Origin of the sequence: Paraperlucidibaca wandonensis (genome assembly GCF_042677145.1) — a bacterium.
Classification (GTDB): domain Bacteria; phylum Pseudomonadota; class Gammaproteobacteria; order Pseudomonadales; family Moraxellaceae; genus Perlucidibaca; species Perlucidibaca wandonensis.
Map to the genome: position 1 here is coordinate 1,976,983 of NZ_JBHTIT010000001.1, position 16,606 is coordinate 1,993,588.

Here is a 16,606-nt window from a genome sequence, read left to right on the forward strand (position 1 = left end):
CCATTAGCCTGCTAGCAGCATAAGAGCCTGCGGATACGCTGACTTCAAAAGAATTTCTATAATTTGAATGCCTAAAAAAGCAATGATTGGCGACAAATCTAAGCCGCCCAGGCTCGGCATTAGGCGACGGCATGGGCCGAGTATAATTTCTGCAATCTGCATTAGCGGCATCATCGCTGGACTCATACCGCCCGAAGCCATCGCTACCCAGCTTAAAATCACCATGCCCAAAATGACCCAGAAGAAGAAGTCAGCGGCGGCTAAAAGTAGGCTGAAAATCGCTGTAACCAAGAGCAAGCTCGGTGTCACCGCTTGGTCGGTCAAATGTGCAATAGCACTGAGCTGTACCAGCTTTATGATGACGATGAGCACAATCGCTGCCGTATCGAGACCAAAAATACTGGGGATAATGCGACGCAGCGGATGCAGCAATGGCGAGGTTACTTTCACCACAAACTGCGACATGGGATTGAAGAAGTCGGCGCCAGCAACCTGTAGCAATAAGCGTAGCCAGACCAATAAAATCAGCACACTGAACACCGTGTTTGCCAACAATAAGCCGATTTGGTTCATCGCATCCATTTACCGCACTCCTAATTCGTTAATTAATTGCTTGCCGCTCATGCGTTTCGTTCGTGAGCCAAAACCTAATGGCTTAATTCTATAGCCAAACTTTCACCGCGCTCGGCACAGGCACGCATAGCTTGCTCGACAATATCGGCCAAGCCAGCACGATCAAAGACGGCGACAGCTTGCTCTGTGGTGCCATTGGGCGAAGTCACGCGGCGGCGTAACTCTGCTGGACCAACATCGGCAGTAATCGCTATTTGCGCTGCACCTAATGCGGTTTGCAAGGCCAAATCACGGGCATCTTGCGGATCTAAGCCGAGCTTTACCCCGGCATTAATCATCGCTTCCATAAGATAGAAAAAATACGCTGGGCCAGAACCAGAAACGGCGGTGACGGCATCAATTTTGGCTTCAGTATCGACCCATAAGGCGATACCGACAGCCGCCAACACTTGTTCGGCTTGCTCGCGCTGCTCATGGCTAACGGCGGCATTGGCATACAAGCCCGTAGCACCCGCTTGCACCAGCGCCGGCGTGTTTGGCATGGCGCGAACGATGGCCGCATCACCACCCAACCATTGCGACAAGCTCTCGGCTGGGATGCCAGCAGCGATAGAAATAAATAGCGGCTTGGCCTGCTGAGCGGTCGTGGCCAAGGCTTGCGTAACGGCTTTCATGGCCTGCGGTTTAACTGCAAGCACGACGATATCGACATTGGCGACCAGAGCGGCGTTATCGGTGCCGGTGCTCAAGCCCCGCGCCGCATGAACGCTGAGCGCTGCTTCTGAAACATCGGTGAGCATCAGTGCCGTGGTGGGCCAACCTTTTGCTAATAGACCGCCGACTAAGGCCGAGGCCATATTGCCAGCGCCAATAAAACCAATGCGGGGAAACTGTGTCATGCGGTGGTTCCAACTGAAGAAATGGTAGGTCGCGCGCCAAAAATGGCGGTGCCAATGCGCACCCAAGTGCTACCGGCCGCGATGGCCTCAGCAAGGTCTGCGCTCATGCCCATGGATAAGCTGTCAAATGGTGCATCGGCGAGCCTTGGCAGTCTAGCGAGTATCGCGGCATGTGTCTTGGCTAGCGTAGCAAAAGCGCTGGTTTCGCCCGCTTTAGGAATGACCATCAGCCCGCGCAACCGCAGCCTTGGCAGCGCCATTACTGCCTCTACCAAGGCCGGCAATTCCGCCAAGCTACAGCCCGACTTGCTGTCTTCATCATCAATATTAACTTGTAGGCAAATATTCAAGGGCGGCAGCTCATCTGGGCGCTGATCATTCAAACGACGAGCGATTTTCAGGCGGTCAATACTGTGCACCCAGTCGAAATTGGCGGCGACCTCGGCAGTTTTATTACTTTGTAATGGCCCGATTAAATGCCAGCAAATATCGTGGCCACGCAACTGCTGCATTTTCTCCAAAGCTTCTTGCACATAGTTTTCGCCAAAATCACGCTGGCCTGCGTCATTAAGCGCGGCAATAGCCTCGGCAGCATGAAATTTGCTGACTGCCAGCAGTTGCACAGCTTCTGCTTCATGGCCTGCCACTGCACTCGCTCGGCGCATTTCTATTAAGACCTGCCGCCAGCGTGAAATTAATTCGTCGGATGCGCTAGCGCGAGCTGAGTTCATGAGCCTAACTAAATATTGAGAGAGGTTTATTGTGGCCTAGCGCTGCGGGAGATGCCAATGGCCGAGATACCGAACTGGCTTGCGCAGGCATGGGCTTTAGCGAAAAGCCTTGGCGCGGCCGACTTACATGCCGTGAGTGGCGAGCGGCTGCGTTTTCGCCTGCATGGTGAATTGCGCTGCATAGATGATTTGCCATTCTGCCCGCCAACACCTTGGCCTGAGGTCCTGCCACTTTTTGGCTCTTTTTGTGGCGCGCTGACTAGCGCTGAAAGCAGCCTGACTCACTCAGAGCTGGGCCGAGCGCGGGCCAGTCTAGCGGCACATCAAGGCGGCTGGATGCTAGTCATGCGCCTGATTGCCGAACATATTCCAAGCCTTGCTGATGTACAGCTCAGCCGCCAACATGCCGACCTCGCACTCGCCAATCACGGCCTGCTGCTAGTCACTGGTGCAACTGGCTCAGGCAAGTCCAGCACACTCGCGGCATGGCTGGGGCATTGGCGCGAGCAACGGCGTGGTCATGTCATTAGCCTCGAAGATCCCATTGAGTTTGTGCACAGCAATAGCCCCGCGCTGGGCCTAGTCAATCAGCGCGAAATCGGCCGCGACTGCGCAAGCTTTGCCGATGGCCTGCGCGCCGCGTTGCGGCAAGACCCCGATGTGCTCTTGGTTGGCGAGTTACGCGATAGCGAAAGTGCGCGCTTGGCGTTGATGGCCGCTGAAACTGGGCATTTAGTGATGGCAACGCTGCACACGGCCAGCGCCGTTGGTGCGATTGATCGCCTACTCAGCTTATTTCCAGCGGATGAGCGCGAGCTGGCTCAAGCGCAATTGGCCGATACTTTGCGCGCAGTCATGGCGCAGCAGCTGATTTGGTCGGCTGAAACAACTGACCAGCTTGCATCGGCTAAGGCTTCAGCACCCCGAGCACATGCTTGTCGCGAAGTGCTCATCGCTACGCCAGCCATTCGTCATTTAATTCGTGAACATCGTCTAGGTGACATCGAGCACATAATGCAAACCCATGCGTCATTGGGCATGCAAACCATGGCACAAGCCATGGCCGCATTACCCACTAAAGCTGCCTTATCGCGATAGTCCAAGTGCCGCAAAAACGGTATGAAGCACTTGCTGTACTGGCGACAAGATTGGCTCGAGTAACTGATCGACACGGAAAGTAACTTCGCGTGTTGCCGTCATCAGTAGCGCGCTCACTGCGTTGCCTGGCAGCGCTGCACCCTCAGCAATTTCGGGGGAAGCTTGATCAAAAGGCAGTACGCCAGTGGTTAGGTTGCGCAGCAAGCGATTAACCGCGCCTAGCGCGGCATCATTAATAGCACTTGTTTGTACCGTACCCAGTGCGGCAATTAGTGAGGATGTATCCACTAACGCATTGGCGGCTAATCGTGCGCCACCACCCAGAACCGGAATATCGCCTACGCCTTGCTCAGCTGCCTCAGCAGCGGCAGCCAAACTGCGTGCCAGAGTCACCAAGGGAGCCACCACCGCACTTAAGTCTTGGCGCTCGCAGGCACTGGCCTGCCTCGGACTTGCGACGGCACTACGATATTGCGCCGTCACTGTAGGCATATCTTTAAATGCCGCAGGTAAGGTGGCATTAGCTGGAAATGTGGTGGCCAAGCGATCGCCTAACGCTTGCATGCGCGCTAAAACATCGCGCCCAGCAGCTTGCTGTAAGGCAGCTGCCGACTGCGGTTGGCGCGCAGAATCAGCACTGGCGCTGAGCACTACGTCGGCAATGTCTAGGCTAGCCAATGTCACCTGTGTCATTGCGGCCATAAGGGTTGCGGAAGAGTTATTGCCCTTAGTCCAAGGAGCTAGCCCTTGACTCAGTGCTGTCTGCATGGGGTCAAAAGGCCCTGGCGCAGCTATTAATGCCGAAGATCGATTGGCCGCCGGCTGGTTAGCCGTGGGCGCTAAATCGCTAGGCACGACCGTAGCTTGGCAATTATTTGCGGGCAGACCACTAAAGCCTGCCGACTCAGGTAAGCCCACGGGGTCACGACGAGTAATCGTGTCTGCGCTGTCATTATGGCCTGCCAAATAACTGCTTAGGCCATCCGATGCAACTTCATCCTGCACGCGCACATAACGATAGCTCACGGTTTTATCTGCTGTGCCATCAATCTTCACAATAGCCGTTTCGCGATCACCCTCACCGGCTACAACGTTGTACATCTCAGCGCGTAAGATAGGTTTAGCCGAATCTGAAGCAGCACTCACCTCCACCCAGAAAAAGCCATATTGCTCATAGCGCTGCAGGCGTGCGAGATTGCGTGACTCATCACTAGCTGAGCGCGTTTTACCACCGGCACCGGAAACAATGAACTCAGTTTTGCCACAGCTGGGCACACTCGTAAGCCACTGCAGGTCATGATCATGGCCATTGAAATACACATCGGCCTGATCGCAGACAGCCTCTTCCATGAAGTCTTTGTAGCGCTGACCTGCCAACACCGGCAATAGCGCGGCCTGCAAAGAGGGCGCCAGTGGGCTCGCCGTAGACTGCCCTGCTTGCCCAAACAGCAGGTCATCGTAGTTACCGGCGTTGCCATGCTCGCCGTTTGATAAGTAAGGGTGATGAGCGAAGGCAAATTTCATCCGAGCATTGCTCTTTCGCATCCCCTGCTTCAGCCAATTAAGCTGGCGTAAACCATAAGTGCTGTAGCTGTACTCTGGTGAGGCATCGGGAAAGCCGCCCGCCACTTGATTTGAGTCAATAGCGAAAAAGTGCAGCAGAGGCTTGGCCTTGGTACCGCCAGCAGTGAAGTCGTAATAGCGAGAAGGCATTTGCCAACGTGGTGTTTTGCGTGGATTACTAGCATCTATGCCTGTCACATCGATAGGCGCATAGGTGTAGTCAACCTGGTTTTCGCCACGCGCATTACCAGCGCCATCTCCGCCGAAAAAAGCGCTGTTGTCATGATTACCCGAGACCATGAAAAACGGCAGATCATTAGGGAAGTTAAGGTAAGCGCGCTCAAACTTATCAAAGAATTGTGGATCACTAGCAGAACGCGTACCTTCCTCATAAATATTGTCGCCTAGGCCAAGAACAAACTGACAACCTTGGCGAATCGCCGCGGCACGAGTAAGCGATGCTTTCCCAGTCGAACGACCCTTAGCCTCGCAAACATCTGCCATCGCGGCGCCTACAGCCATCTGGCCATCAGAGCCTGAGCCAGCATCGCCCACCACTAAAAACCGTACGCGATTAGCATCTAGCGTTTCCGGCTGCACCTCGGGCGTAGTATCTGGATTATTGATATCTGGTGGCGTGGTGCCTGGCCCTGCCAACTGCGCCGAACGACCACCCGATGAACCGCCACAAGCCACCAGAGTCGCAACTAGCAAACCCATGCTCACGAGTTGAAATTGCTTATTCATTATATTGCCTCCACTTGACTCGGCAGATGCTGAGTACCTGCCACAGGGCGCGGGCCCGTGTTTGATGAAATTAACCTATTAGTACCTGATAACACCTGAAATTGCCGACGCTTAGCTGTATTTTCTTCGCCAATCAACGCCTCATCAGTAATACTTTTCGCATAACGCCATTCAGCCACCATGCGCTCGGGCGTAACATCTACCATGATAAAGCCCTTACTTTTTAGCTCGGTATATTTGATATGAGGATTAGCCAAGGGCAAGGCCACACTCACGACCTCCGCCACACCCTCAGGGAAACCAGGGGACGTTACCGATGGCGCCACTAGCTCAACGCCAAAGGGCTTCTCAAAGCCACCGCCAATAAGCAGCGCAGGATTTTCATATAACTCCATGGCCCAGCTGGTATGGATATCACCTGTTAATACGACTAGATTTTCCATGCCGATAGCACGAATAAAGTTGCGAAGGCGATCTCGCTCAGCGACATAACCATCCCACTGATCTAGATTGACAGCGATTAAGTTGCCCAAGACTTTTTGACCAAGCAGCTGAATCTGAGGCAGCTCCACTAAATTCAGCTGACCAAACATGATTTGCTGACCTAAGAAGGTCCAGCGCGCACCTTGGTTTTTCGCTTCTAATAGCTGCAACTGAAGCCATTGCCTTTGGTTGTCGCCTAAAAGTGAGCGGTTTGCATCGAAACGAGAAGGGTCAACTGCCGGAATGGCCGCTTGTTTATCACGCCCAATAATTCGCGTATCCAACATAATAATGTCGAGCAAGTCGCCAACACGCAGACGACGATAAATCACCTCACGCGGGTCAGGACGCAGGCTTTCTGGTAAGCGATCAAACTGCTCACGTAAAGGCATCCAGTTAAAATAGGCTCGAATCGCATGGCCTTTACGCTCTTCGTAAACACCTTCGGAGCCTTCCGTGTGATTTTCTGCGCCAGAGCGATAACTATCGTTAGCGATTTCGTGGTCATCCCAAACTGGAATCATTGCAAATGATGCATGCAGCTTCTGCAATTCCGGATCGCGCTTATATTGCGCATGACGCAAGACATAGTCTTTTTGCGTCAGCATTTCTGTCGCAGGCTCAGGAGTACGCGAAATACCATTGCGCGTGAGTGCAGAGCCATCTCCGTACTCACCTTCACCATATTCGTAGAGATAATCGCCAAGATGCACAACAAAATCGAGATCATCTTGCTTATTAATCAGCTCATAAACGCTAAAAAAACCAGCTGGCAAATTGGCACAGCTCGTCACGGCAAAGCGAGCCTGTGACACTGGCGCAAGCGGCATTGTGCGGCCACGACCGATGCGTGACGCCTGGCTACCGGCGTAGAAGCGATAGTAAATAAATTGCCCAGCTGGCAAGCGGTGCAATTGACCTTCGGTGAACACCGCGTCGGCATAGGCAGCGGCATTACCTAGATCGACCTTAACCGTGAAGTCTCGTGCGCGATGCGCTAGAAATGTGCCCAAGCGCTGCACACGCATTTCATCAGCAAAGGCCTCTGCGACATCAGCATCAGCCAAGCGCTTAGCCGAAATGATATAGGCCAGTGTTACTGGCACCCATTCCACGGCATCAGATGAAGGCGTAATCGCAGTCCATACAATCAAGCTATCTGCGGTTGGGTCGCCACTTGCAACGCCATGCTCGAAGGCTCGCTCGGGCATCAGCAAAGTGTCTGTCTCAACACTGCTCAAGTACTCCGCAGTCGTTTTGGCAGTACCTATTCCTGAGCTTCCGCCACCACAAGCAACCAAGCTTGAGAGACTGACCCCAACGGCCACACTACGACCAATAAATTGACGACGACGCATACCTAAACCCTCTCCAGCTAATAGGCGAGAGAGGCTAGCGTGACATCATGACACTTTGACTAAAGCAGATGAAAAGAGCGCTGAGTACTTGCTTAAACGCTCTCTATTACTCGACCACTGAGTGTTTGCCCAGCAAATAGGCTATTGCGGCCTACCGACTGCCAGTTGGCATCGCAGGCTTGCCAACTGAGTAAAGGATCAATAACCACAGCTCCGCTGGCCAAGCTCAAGCTACCAATTGGCTGAGCAATAACGCCTGCCGGTGCACTGGTCAGTGCCTCAATCAAACGCTGCTCGGTCAAATCGCCATTGGTCACTAAACGCAGGCCCAGCGGCAACACCGTCTCCAGCGTCGACATGCCGGGCAAAGCCTCGGCAAACGGTGCTAGTTTCGCCGAAGCATTTAGTGGCTGGTGATCAGAGCAAATGGCATCAATCACACCATCACGCACACCAGCAATAAGCGCCAAACGATCGCTTTCGCGGCGCAATGGCGGCCGCACATGCGCCATGGCATTGAAACCATCGATAGCCATCTCGGTCAGATGCAGCTGGTGCATAGAAACATCGGCGGTTACTGGCAAGCCTTTGGCTTTGGCGTAACGAATCAGTTCGACCGAGGCTGCGCAAGAGAGCTGGCCGATGTGCGCGCGCACACCCGTTTGCTCAACTAGCAAGATGGCTGTCGCTAAAGCAACAGTCTCAGCCGTATCAGGAATGCCCGTTAAGCCCATGCGCGAGGCCATAAAGCCATCGTGAGCACTGCCTTTGGCTAATGACGGTTCTTCGAGTGAGAAAAACACCGTCATGTCCATGCTGCTGGCGTATTCCAAGCAGCGTAGCAAAGTCTCTGTGCTGGCCAATGGATTGCGCGCTTGGCTGACGCCAACGCATCCCGCCGCTTTCAAGCCGCCCATGCCTGCGAGCGCACTGCCTTCGAGGCCACGCGTCATGGCGCCGAGCGGATAGACTTTGGCAAAGCCAGCAGCCTGAGCCTTTTCAATAACTTGTGCCGCTAAAGCGCCATGATCAATCACAGGATTAGTGTCTGGCGGCATCACCACATGACCAAAGCCGCCAGCACGCGCCGCGCGCGTTTCGCTGGCGATAGTGCCGTGCTTTTTCGGGCCAGGCTCGCGTAATCGCGCACAAAGGTCGACAAACGCAGGTGTCAGCCACAGGCCTTTGCCATCACGAATCTCAATGGATGAGTCACTTAATGCCGCCTCGCCTAAAATGGTCGGCTCACCGGCACAGATGCGAGCATCAGTAACGAGATCCAAGCCTTGAGCCGGATCAATAACGCGAATGCCGCGATACACAATTGCTGTGCTCATGGCGCAACCTCCGCTGCACGGTCGGCATCTTGGCCGTCCATTGCCATTGCTAACACCGCCATACGCACCGCGATGCCGTAATTAACTTGCTTAAGAATCAGCGATTGCGGGCCATCGGCCAACTCAGATTCAATTTCTACGCCGCGATTTATCGGGCCTGGATGCATCACCAACACATTTGGCTTGGCCACTTTCAAGCGCTCGCGGGTTAGACCATACATGCTGTAAAACTCACTACTGCCGGGCAGCAAGGCCGACTCCATGCGCTCGTTTTGAACTCGAAGCGCGATGGCGACATCGACATCTTTCAGGCCTGCGCTGAGATCTTCAAACACCTTCACATCAAGCTCTTCAAAGTCGCGCGGCAGCAAAGTGCGCGGGCCAATCACTCGAATCTCTTTCGCGCCCAAGGTTTGCAGAGCGTGAATCTCCGAGCGCGCCACACGCGAGTGACGAATGTCACCAATGATGGCCACGGTGAGGCCGGAAAAATCACCGGCGTGGCGGCGAATCGTGAGCATATCGAGCATCGCCTGCGTCGGATGCGCATGACGGCCATCGCCCGCGTTAATGATCGCGATGCGCGGCGTGACTTGGCTGGCAACAAAGTGCGCCGCGCCTGATGCGCCGTGACGCACCACGAAAATATCGGCGGTCATCGCCTCTAAATTCCACAGCATGTCGCGCAGGGTTTCGCCTTTGCTGGTCGAGCTTTTTGAAATATCGATATTAAGAACATCGGCAGAAAGCCGTTTTGCCGCCACCTCAAAGGTGGTGCGGGTACGCGTCGAAGGCTCAAAAAATAGGTTCATCACCGTGCGGCCAGCGAGTAGCGGCTCGTTGCGAATGCCGCCGCTGCCATCGAGGAAGCTATCAGCGCGATCTAAAATGGCGGTGAGGATTTCACGCGAGAGCCCTTCCGTGCTCAAAAAATGCTTTAAATCGCCTTGGCTATTGAGCTGAAGGCGACTGGCCTGATGAGCGTGAGACTGATGCATATGCGCGGTTCCCGAAGTGGCGTTGGCCAAGGAGTTGCGCATTGTAACGCGCAGCCGCACTTGACCCAAGCACCATCGTCGAGATGATTCAGCTTAGAAGCGATAGCCCATGTTTAAGCTGTAAACCATTGGGTCGATATGAACATCACCAATATCAACACCACCTAACTTTGCTGTGGTATCGATGTCGATATAGCGAGCATCAAAGCCTACTAGCCACTGTTTGTTTAGTGGAATATCAACACCTATTTGAGCGGCAACACCAAAAGAATCTTTAAGCTTAACGCCGCCTAACTTCTCATCCATGAAAAAGGTGTAGTTCGCGCCAACACCGACAAATGGCTGAATCGCAGCATCGGGCAAGAAGTGGTATTGCAAAGATACCGTTGGTGGCAAGTGCTTGGCGCTCCCCGCATGCACACCGCCTATCGAAATATCATGCTCAAAAGGTAAGGCGCCCAGCACGTCCACGGCGATATTCGGGCTAAAGAAATACGCCACATTCACGCTCGGGCCAACTTGCCTATCCACGTTCACACCACCACCGAGCGAGCCATTATCGGACTTTGGCTCAACTTGGCTAATGCCTGCGCGTACTAGCCAAGGGCTATCGACAGCGGCTTGAGCTGTTGGCATGTACGCTAACGAGCCCGCACTAAATGCCAGCAAACACTTAAGCGCTGGTAAGAAATTCCCACGAGTATTTTGAGCTTTCATGCCCTACCTCTATGCAGCTCACGCCAGCAACTTGGTGCTAGCGGAGTAAGTTGAATGCTGCTTTATTCACAGCACGAGGCATTGTTAGCTTTATTTAAGTTGCAGTTTTTGTCGTACATCAAATTTTCTAGTGTTAGCTAAACTTGGTCACTCCGGCATTACGGGAGGGCTAATTGCTAATTTTCTGGTATCACTAGCGCATCGATCTTTAACTATGCTTTCGGAAGCTTGCCATGATCAATATATCTGCTCCTTTCTCAGCACCCAACGCTTTGGCTGAGCCAGACTATCGAGGGCTGATCGAAGCAGCAGGAGATTTAATTTACACCCTCGATTTGGACGGTCGTTTTACATATGTAAATACCGCTAGCCATAACATTCTAGGGCACTCACCAGAATCATTAATTGGTCGCCACTTTGATACTTTATTAACTAAAGCAAGCAAACTTATTGCACGCGGCCATTTTAGCCGTGGAATTGCTGGAGATAATCGATATCCATTTTTTGAAGTGGAGGCGATTACCAGCACTGGTACCAGCAGGTTTTTAGAAATACGCGCAGCAAGCTTATATAAAGGAGCTCAGCTAATAGGGCGACAAGGCATTGCCCGTGATATTGGCGAGCTCAAAACCCTACAAGCAAGCCTATCTGAGCGCTCACAACGCATCTCCTTATTAGAAAATCAAGCGCGTATCGCGATGACGCTCTATACCCGGCTCACCACATTTGCACTCGAATCCGAGGCCGACGTACAAGCTTTAGAGCAAAGCCAAAAAGCACTTCAGCATGCTGAAGCAGAACGCTTGGGTCTATCGGAAAGCGACTTGGAGATCGTGGCTTTATTAGCAAAGGGCCTCTCTAATCGCGAAATAGCTAGCGCCATTTTTCGCAGCGAAAATACAGTTAAAGATCGCCTTAAAAAGCTGATGCAATGCCTCGGTGCCCGCCGTCGTGCCGAAGTTGTCGCTACGGCTGCTCGCCTCGGCCTCATCAACCACTCATAACACACCCATTTGGGTAAAAAATTACCCCTGTATGGGTGATTGTTAAATAACGTGCAGGAGGCAAACTGCTAGGCATTAGCAAACAATAAAAATAAAAGGCTGCCCTATGCAACGTCGAACCTTTATTCAAGCCGGAGCTGGTCTCGCTGTAGGTCCTATTTTAGGTGGGTGCAGTGATGATCAAAAAAGCATCAGCAACAGCCCAAGCAGTCGCACAGGCTATCAGCCAAAAGCAGCTAGACTACAAAGCCTAGTTGAGAAAATGGTCTCATTTGGGCCTCGCTTAACTGGATCAGACAGTCACAAGCGCTTTATTGACTACCTTGAACAAGAATTTCAAGCGCTTGGGCTAAGCACTCAGCGTGACCCATACTTCTTAACTCTATGGGAAGCTCAGAGGAAAGCGCTAAGCCTTAAAACATCTAACGGTGATATCGACATTCCTGTAGATGCGTATTACCCACGCTCAGGCCCTACCGACGAGGAAGGAGTCACTGGCCCCCTCGTATATGTTGGCGCACCGCTGCAATATTTGAGCTTAGATCTCACCGACTTAGCATCGCAGCAAGCCATGTTGAGCTCACTCTTAACGCAACTACCGTCTACCATTAGCGGCTTGCTTGCTAGTCTCGGTAGCGGTGGTGTTAAAGATGCCATCGCGTTAATTGAGCTACCACTACTACCCACTGTTGCGGGCATTTTTTACCCCTTCTTAACGTATAAAAACGATGATGACTTTAGCATTAACCCGCTCACCGACTACAAGCGCGCCTGGCTAACTAGCCTAGCGACTATGGCTCCTATTGTTGAGGCCATGAAAGCAGCTGGTGCTAAAGGCGTTATTTTTGCCTTCGATAGCTCGGCAGAAAATACGGCCGGACAATACTTGCCTTTTCTTTCTGGCCCTAGCGAAATCCCAGCACTGATAGTCAATCGCGATACTAGCAACCAACTCAGAGCCCTCGCTGGGAAGGCAGAAGCCACACTGACGTTAACAGCCTCTGTGCGTGAAAATGTCCAAACTGACACATTAGTTGCCATATTGCCCGGCGTCAGCGATGAGAACATCATCGTCAATACTCATACCGATGGACAAAATGCCTTTGAGGAAAATGGTGCCGTCGCCTGCCTCGAGGTGGCTCGTCACTACGCCAGCCTTCCTCTGTCCATGCGCCCTAGAACATTGGTGTTTAGCTTAGTTACTGGCCACATGGCACCTCACATGCCTCAGGCTAATGGCTTCATCGAGTCTCACCCTGACATCATGGCAAAAGCTACCGCTGCCGTGACACTTGAACATCTTGGAGCGCGCGAATGGATGGACGATGCCTCCGGCTATCACGCCACAGGACGCCCAGAAATCGCCGCCTTATTTCATTCAACAACGCCAATAGGCCTTGCGGCCATTCAATCCATGCGAGCAACAAAGCTGCAACGACTACTGCTATGTCGACCAATTGGCGTGATTTTTTTTGGCGTCGGCGCACCATTCCATTTGGCGGGCATTCCTTGCCTTGCCTACATCACAGGACCGCATTACCTGCTGGCCATTGAGCCAGATGACGGAATGGCACGCTTTGATGCCGTCCGCATGGAAGAGGAAATGGATTTGGCGCTAGATATGCTGCATCGCATAGAGACTATCCCTGCCCTGCTACTCAAGGCAGGAGACAGTGCTGTCCTAGGTGCTCTGCCGCTACCGGCGCTTTAATAATGCTAGTGCTGCGCATTAAATACAGAGTTAGGGCTGCCTAGGTGCTTGACGCTTTGGCGGCGGAGTCGGTGGTCGCATCGGGTTGATGAACAGGCGCAGATAGCGCCCGACCCACTTGATGTACTCCCAAACTTTCAGCCAATGCTCATTGTCGCGCTCGCTATCGAGCAGGCTAATATCTGGTGGAGCACCAAGTATTTCAGAAAGTTGCGCCGCTAGAGCTTCGCGCGCCTCAGGCGCTAGGCGAGGCAATTGCGCATAGGCGGTTTTATCGCCCAAATGAAAGGCTAAATAGCGCCGGCCAGTGACTTCATACAGCATATCCCAACGCGTAACTTCAGCTAGCGGCACAGAGGTTTCTGCACGCAAACCGCCGGGCTTAATGACCAATGCTTCATCCACGACACTCAGCTTCATACGCGCAACCAATTTGGTGACTCAAACCATGACGCCACAATAAGGCAGGCAGCGGTAGAGTCTAGTGAGGGCAATCGGCCGCCACGACGCTCATGGACATCGCTAAGCGTTTCACGGGCGGCGCGCGTGGTTAGGCGCTCATCTTGACGATACACCGGCAACGCCGGATAGCGTGCAGCTAAGCGCCGAGCAAATTTCAATGCGCGATGGCCAATTTCTGACGCCGTGCCATCCATGTTTAATGGATTGCCGACTAATAAAGCGACCGGCCGCCAATCACTGATTAAGGCATCGATCACTGCCCAATCAGGTATGCCATCTCGCGCGGAAATAGGCTCTTGCGGCGACCCTGTGCCAGTAAGCGCAAGCCCGCCAGCAACGCCAATGCGCTTGGTGCCAAAGTCGAAAGCGAGCAGGCGCTCCGGTAAAGTTTTGGATTTAGCGCGCACCTCAGAGCCATCAGCAGACGTACCCATATCAGGCATGACCAACCTCATTCGACAGCAAGCGCCAATCTAGCCCAAGCGCGTTAATCGCTGCTTCCCAGCGCGCTTCATAGGGCAGCTCAAACAACACATCGGTCGATGCTTTCGAAGTTAGCCACATATTGTTTGCCAGCTCCTCTTCAAGCTGGCCAGGCTGCCAACCGGCATAACCCAAGGACACAATATAGTCTGTCGGGCCGTGACCTTGCGAAATGGCATCGAGCACATCGCGCGAATGAGTAACGGCAATAGAGTCACTGCTGTGCAAAGTTGAGGTCCACGGGCCGTGACCGTGATGCAGCACAAAGCCGAGTTCGGGATGCACTGGCCCGCCCACCAACACAGGTTGCTCAGGGCGCGATAATGGCTTTAACGCCGGCAAGCGAATTTCGCTGAGCAGGCTGTCGAAAAGCACATCGCTGGGATGATTAACGATAAGGCCAGCGGCACCATCTTCATCGTGGCGAAAAATATAAATGACGGCGCGGCCAAACATGCCGTCGTCGAGCTCGGGCATGGCGACTAAAAACTGATTGGTGAGATCGACACTTTCTGACTTCATGCCTTAACTATGGGGTCGCTCGTCGACGCTTACAAGAGGCAAACTATTGCGTCGTTTTCAGACCGCCAGCGAAGCGCCATGTGCGAATAACCTGTAGCACATCGACCTGACCTTGCTGCGCAGCAGGAAAAGCCTCAAATGGTTGAGCTTGGCGCACAGAATCTTTCGCTGCCGCATCGAGCACGCGAATATCGGAAGACTTCAGCACATCCACGCGTTGCACGCGGCCATTGGGTAAGAGTGCGACCAACAAACGTACCTCGCCCTCCAGCTTCTTGGCACGCGCTTGAGCGGGGTAATTGGCATTACCCGCTGCTTCAATTTTGATTCGGAAGCTTTCCAGATACGCCGCCCAGACATTGGCCTTCGCGCTCACCGCCGTTATCGTCTCCACGCGCGGGCGCTTGGCATAAGCCTGACGTCTAGCCGATAAACGCGCCTCCAATGCGGCAATTTCGCTATCGCGCTGACTTTGGGCGTCATCTTCGGCAACTTGCGGCTTAGCTAGCGCTGGCTTGGCAGCATCCGCTAAAGGCCTTTGCATTTTCTCTGGCGAGGTAATGCTGCTCACAATCATGGCTTCAGGCGTTAATAGCGCAGCCTCTTGCTCTGCTTTCTTACGCTTAGCATCGGCCTCGCCCGGCAGCAGCGTGCGCTCGCGCGTGCTGAGTAATTGCGCGGTCATTTCGGTGCCACTGCCCTGCTGATCGGCTTGAGCAATAAAGTCAGCCTCTTTGGGCGCCTCAATGCTTTGCGCCGGCACAAGCGTGACCTCTAACGATGTCGCAGCCTGTGCTTTTGGCGGCACAAAACGAATGCCAAAAAGCAATAAGGCATGCAGCAGTAAAGCCAAAACGACTGTAAAGGTCAGCCTATCGGCCGGGGTGACAACCGCTGCACTCATAGGCCGCAGTGCACCTGGTGTTGAGATGATGAGTATTGCTCCACGCGCACTTCCACTGCCTCGATGAGCTTATCGGCAATGCCATAGCCATAGGCAGCATCGATTTCGCGAATGCAGGTTGGGCTGGTGACATTGACCTCGGTGAGGTATTCGCCGATGACATCGAGGCCGACAAAAAGCAGGCCGCGTTTCTTCAGCTCAGGGCCAACGCGCTTAGCGATGCGTAGCTCGTGCTCGTTGATCGGGCGCGCTTCACCACGCCCACCAGCCGCTAAGTTGCCGCGAATTTCATCGCCTTGCGGGATGCGCGCGAGGACAAACGGCACGGGTTCGCCATCGATCATCAGCACGCGCTTGTCGCCATCTTTGATTTCAGGGATATAGCGCTGCGCCATGATGGGACGCTGGCCCAAGTCAGTGAGCATCTCCAACGTCGAGCCGATATTGGAGCCGCCAGCGGTGAGACGAAAAATGCCAGAGCCGCCCATGCCATCGAGCGGCTTCACGATCACATCTTTTTCTGCCGCAATGAACGCGCGCAACTCGCTAGCGCGCGAGCTCACCACGGTCGACACCATGCAATCGGCAAAGGTGGTGGCAAAGAGCTTTTCATTACAGTCACGCAAAGCTTGTGGGCGGTTAATTACCACCACACCAGCCTGCTCGGCACGCTCGAGCAAATACGTGGCGTAAATAAAGTTCATATCGAATGGCGGGTCTTTACGCATCAGCAATGCATCGACACCTGCCAACGGTTGCTCAACCCATTCGCCTAGTTCGAACCAATGTTCAGGATCTTCAAACACCTGCAATGGCGCCATGCGCGCCCATGTTTCGCCAGCACGCAGCGACAGGCCATCGGGCTCGATATACCAAAGGCTGTGGCCACGTTTAGCCGCTGCCCACAGCATGGCCAGCGTTGAGTCTTTTTTATAGGTGACGTTCGCGATCGGGTCCATCAATACGGCTAATTGCATGGCGTACTCCTAGAAATTTAGTGCGCCTCGACAGGCGAG

16 protein-coding genes are annotated in these 16,606 nt (G+C 53.5%); 3 read left to right on the forward strand and 13 right to left on the reverse strand.

Annotated elements, in window-relative coordinates:
• Positions 1 to 3: 3 nt before the first annotated feature.
• From ACFQ0F_RS09400 to ACFQ0F_RS09410, 3 genes are all read right to left on the reverse strand, one after another.
• Complete coding sequence (locus ACFQ0F_RS09400) at positions 4 to 582, reverse strand: YggT family protein (RefSeq protein WP_340675947.1); 579 nt, start codon at positions 580 to 582, stop codon at positions 4 to 6.
• Positions 583 to 647: 65 nt separating this feature from the next.
• The gene (gene proC, locus ACFQ0F_RS09405) at positions 648 to 1,472 is read right to left on the reverse strand and encodes a pyrroline-5-carboxylate reductase (RefSeq protein ID WP_340675946.1); all 825 of its coding nucleotides are present in this window, start codon (positions 1,470 to 1,472) and stop codon (positions 648 to 650) included.
• Positions 1,469 to 2,203, reverse strand: a complete 735-nt coding sequence (locus ACFQ0F_RS09410; RefSeq protein WP_379071448.1) for a YggS family pyridoxal phosphate-dependent enzyme — start codon at positions 2,201 to 2,203, stop codon at positions 1,469 to 1,471. Before ACFQ0F_RS09410 ends, proC begins: the two co-directional genes overlap by 4 nt.
• Before the next feature lie 57 nt (positions 2,204 to 2,260).
• On the opposite strand from ACFQ0F_RS09410, the gene ACFQ0F_RS09415 reads away from it, so the two are divergent.
• The gene (locus ACFQ0F_RS09415) at positions 2,261 to 3,301 is read left to right on the forward strand and encodes a type IV pilus twitching motility protein PilT (protein ID WP_379071451.1); all 1,041 of its coding nucleotides are present in this window, start codon (positions 2,261 to 2,263) and stop codon (positions 3,299 to 3,301) included.
• Here the strand turns inward: ACFQ0F_RS09415 and ACFQ0F_RS09420 are convergent.
• The 5 genes from ACFQ0F_RS09420 to ACFQ0F_RS09440 all read right to left on the reverse strand — a co-directional run bounded on the left by ACFQ0F_RS09420 (position 3,290) and on the right by ACFQ0F_RS09440 (position 10,504).
• Positions 3,290 to 5,611 carry a metallophosphoesterase gene (locus ACFQ0F_RS09420; RefSeq protein WP_379071454.1) on the reverse strand — a complete coding sequence of 774 codons (2,322 nt, stop codon included), beginning with the start codon at positions 5,609 to 5,611 and terminating at the stop codon, positions 3,290 to 3,292. The two genes, ACFQ0F_RS09415 and ACFQ0F_RS09420, sit on opposite strands and share 12 nt — an antisense overlap.
• Positions 5,611 to 7,452: an alkaline phosphatase D family protein gene (locus ACFQ0F_RS09425; RefSeq protein ID WP_379071457.1), complete on the reverse strand. Its 1,842-nt coding sequence runs from the start codon at positions 7,450 to 7,452 to the stop codon at positions 5,611 to 5,613. Before ACFQ0F_RS09425 ends, ACFQ0F_RS09420 begins: the two co-directional genes overlap by 1 nt.
• Positions 7,453 to 7,544: 92 nt before the next feature.
• Positions 7,545 to 8,789: a dihydroorotase gene (locus tag ACFQ0F_RS09430; RefSeq protein ID WP_379071460.1), complete on the reverse strand. Its 1,245-nt coding sequence runs from the start codon at positions 8,787 to 8,789 to the stop codon at positions 7,545 to 7,547.
• Positions 8,786 to 9,787, reverse strand: coding sequence for an aspartate carbamoyltransferase catalytic subunit (locus ACFQ0F_RS09435; RefSeq protein ID WP_379071463.1), 1,002 nt, complete (start codon positions 9,785 to 9,787; stop codon positions 8,786 to 8,788). The genes ACFQ0F_RS09430 and ACFQ0F_RS09435 overlap by 4 nt, the downstream gene beginning before the upstream one ends.
• 93 nt (positions 9,788 to 9,880) lie before the next feature.
• Positions 9,881 to 10,504, reverse strand: coding sequence for an OmpW/AlkL family protein (locus ACFQ0F_RS09440; RefSeq protein WP_379071466.1), 624 nt, complete (start codon positions 10,502 to 10,504; stop codon positions 9,881 to 9,883).
• 233 nt (positions 10,505 to 10,737) lie between these two features.
• Between ACFQ0F_RS09440 and ACFQ0F_RS09445 the strand changes: the two genes are divergently transcribed.
• Both ACFQ0F_RS09445 and ACFQ0F_RS09450 read left to right on the forward strand, forming a co-directional pair.
• On the forward strand, positions 10,738 to 11,508 hold the full coding sequence (locus ACFQ0F_RS09445) for a helix-turn-helix transcriptional regulator (RefSeq protein WP_379071469.1): 771 nt from the start codon (positions 10,738 to 10,740) through the stop codon (positions 11,506 to 11,508).
• A gap of 106 nt (positions 11,509 to 11,614) precedes the next feature.
• Positions 11,615 to 13,219, forward strand: coding sequence for a hypothetical protein (locus tag ACFQ0F_RS09450; protein WP_379071472.1), 1,605 nt, complete (start codon positions 11,615 to 11,617; stop codon positions 13,217 to 13,219).
• Between the two features lie 30 nt (positions 13,220 to 13,249).
• On the opposite strand, the gene ACFQ0F_RS09455 is transcribed toward ACFQ0F_RS09450, so the two are convergent.
• Genes ACFQ0F_RS09455 through gshB form a run of 5 tightly spaced genes read right to left on the reverse strand, consistent with a single transcriptional unit; the run spans position 13,250 to position 16,567 of the window.
• Complete coding sequence (locus ACFQ0F_RS09455) at positions 13,250 to 13,639, reverse strand: hypothetical protein (protein ID WP_379071475.1); 390 nt, start codon at positions 13,637 to 13,639, stop codon at positions 13,250 to 13,252.
• Positions 13,636 to 14,124 carry a Holliday junction resolvase RuvX gene (ruvX, locus tag ACFQ0F_RS09460; protein ID WP_379071478.1) on the reverse strand — a complete coding sequence of 163 codons (489 nt, stop codon included), beginning with the start codon at positions 14,122 to 14,124 and terminating at the stop codon, positions 13,636 to 13,638. The genes ACFQ0F_RS09455 and ruvX overlap by 4 nt, the downstream gene beginning before the upstream one ends.
• The gene (locus ACFQ0F_RS09465) at positions 14,117 to 14,686 is read right to left on the reverse strand and encodes a YqgE/AlgH family protein (protein ID WP_379071481.1); all 570 of its coding nucleotides are present in this window, start codon (positions 14,684 to 14,686) and stop codon (positions 14,117 to 14,119) included. The genes ruvX and ACFQ0F_RS09465 overlap by 8 nt, the downstream gene beginning before the upstream one ends.
• Before the next feature lie 43 nt (positions 14,687 to 14,729).
• Positions 14,730 to 15,590 carry an energy transducer TonB gene (locus tag ACFQ0F_RS09470; RefSeq protein ID WP_379071484.1) on the reverse strand — a complete coding sequence of 287 codons (861 nt, stop codon included), beginning with the start codon at positions 15,588 to 15,590 and terminating at the stop codon, positions 14,730 to 14,732.
• A complete protein-coding gene (gshB, locus tag ACFQ0F_RS09475) occupies positions 15,587 to 16,567 on the reverse strand; it encodes a glutathione synthase (RefSeq protein ID WP_379071486.1) in 981 nt (326 codons plus the stop codon). Before gshB ends, ACFQ0F_RS09470 begins: the two co-directional genes overlap by 4 nt.
• Positions 16,568 to 16,606: the final 39 nt, after the last annotated feature.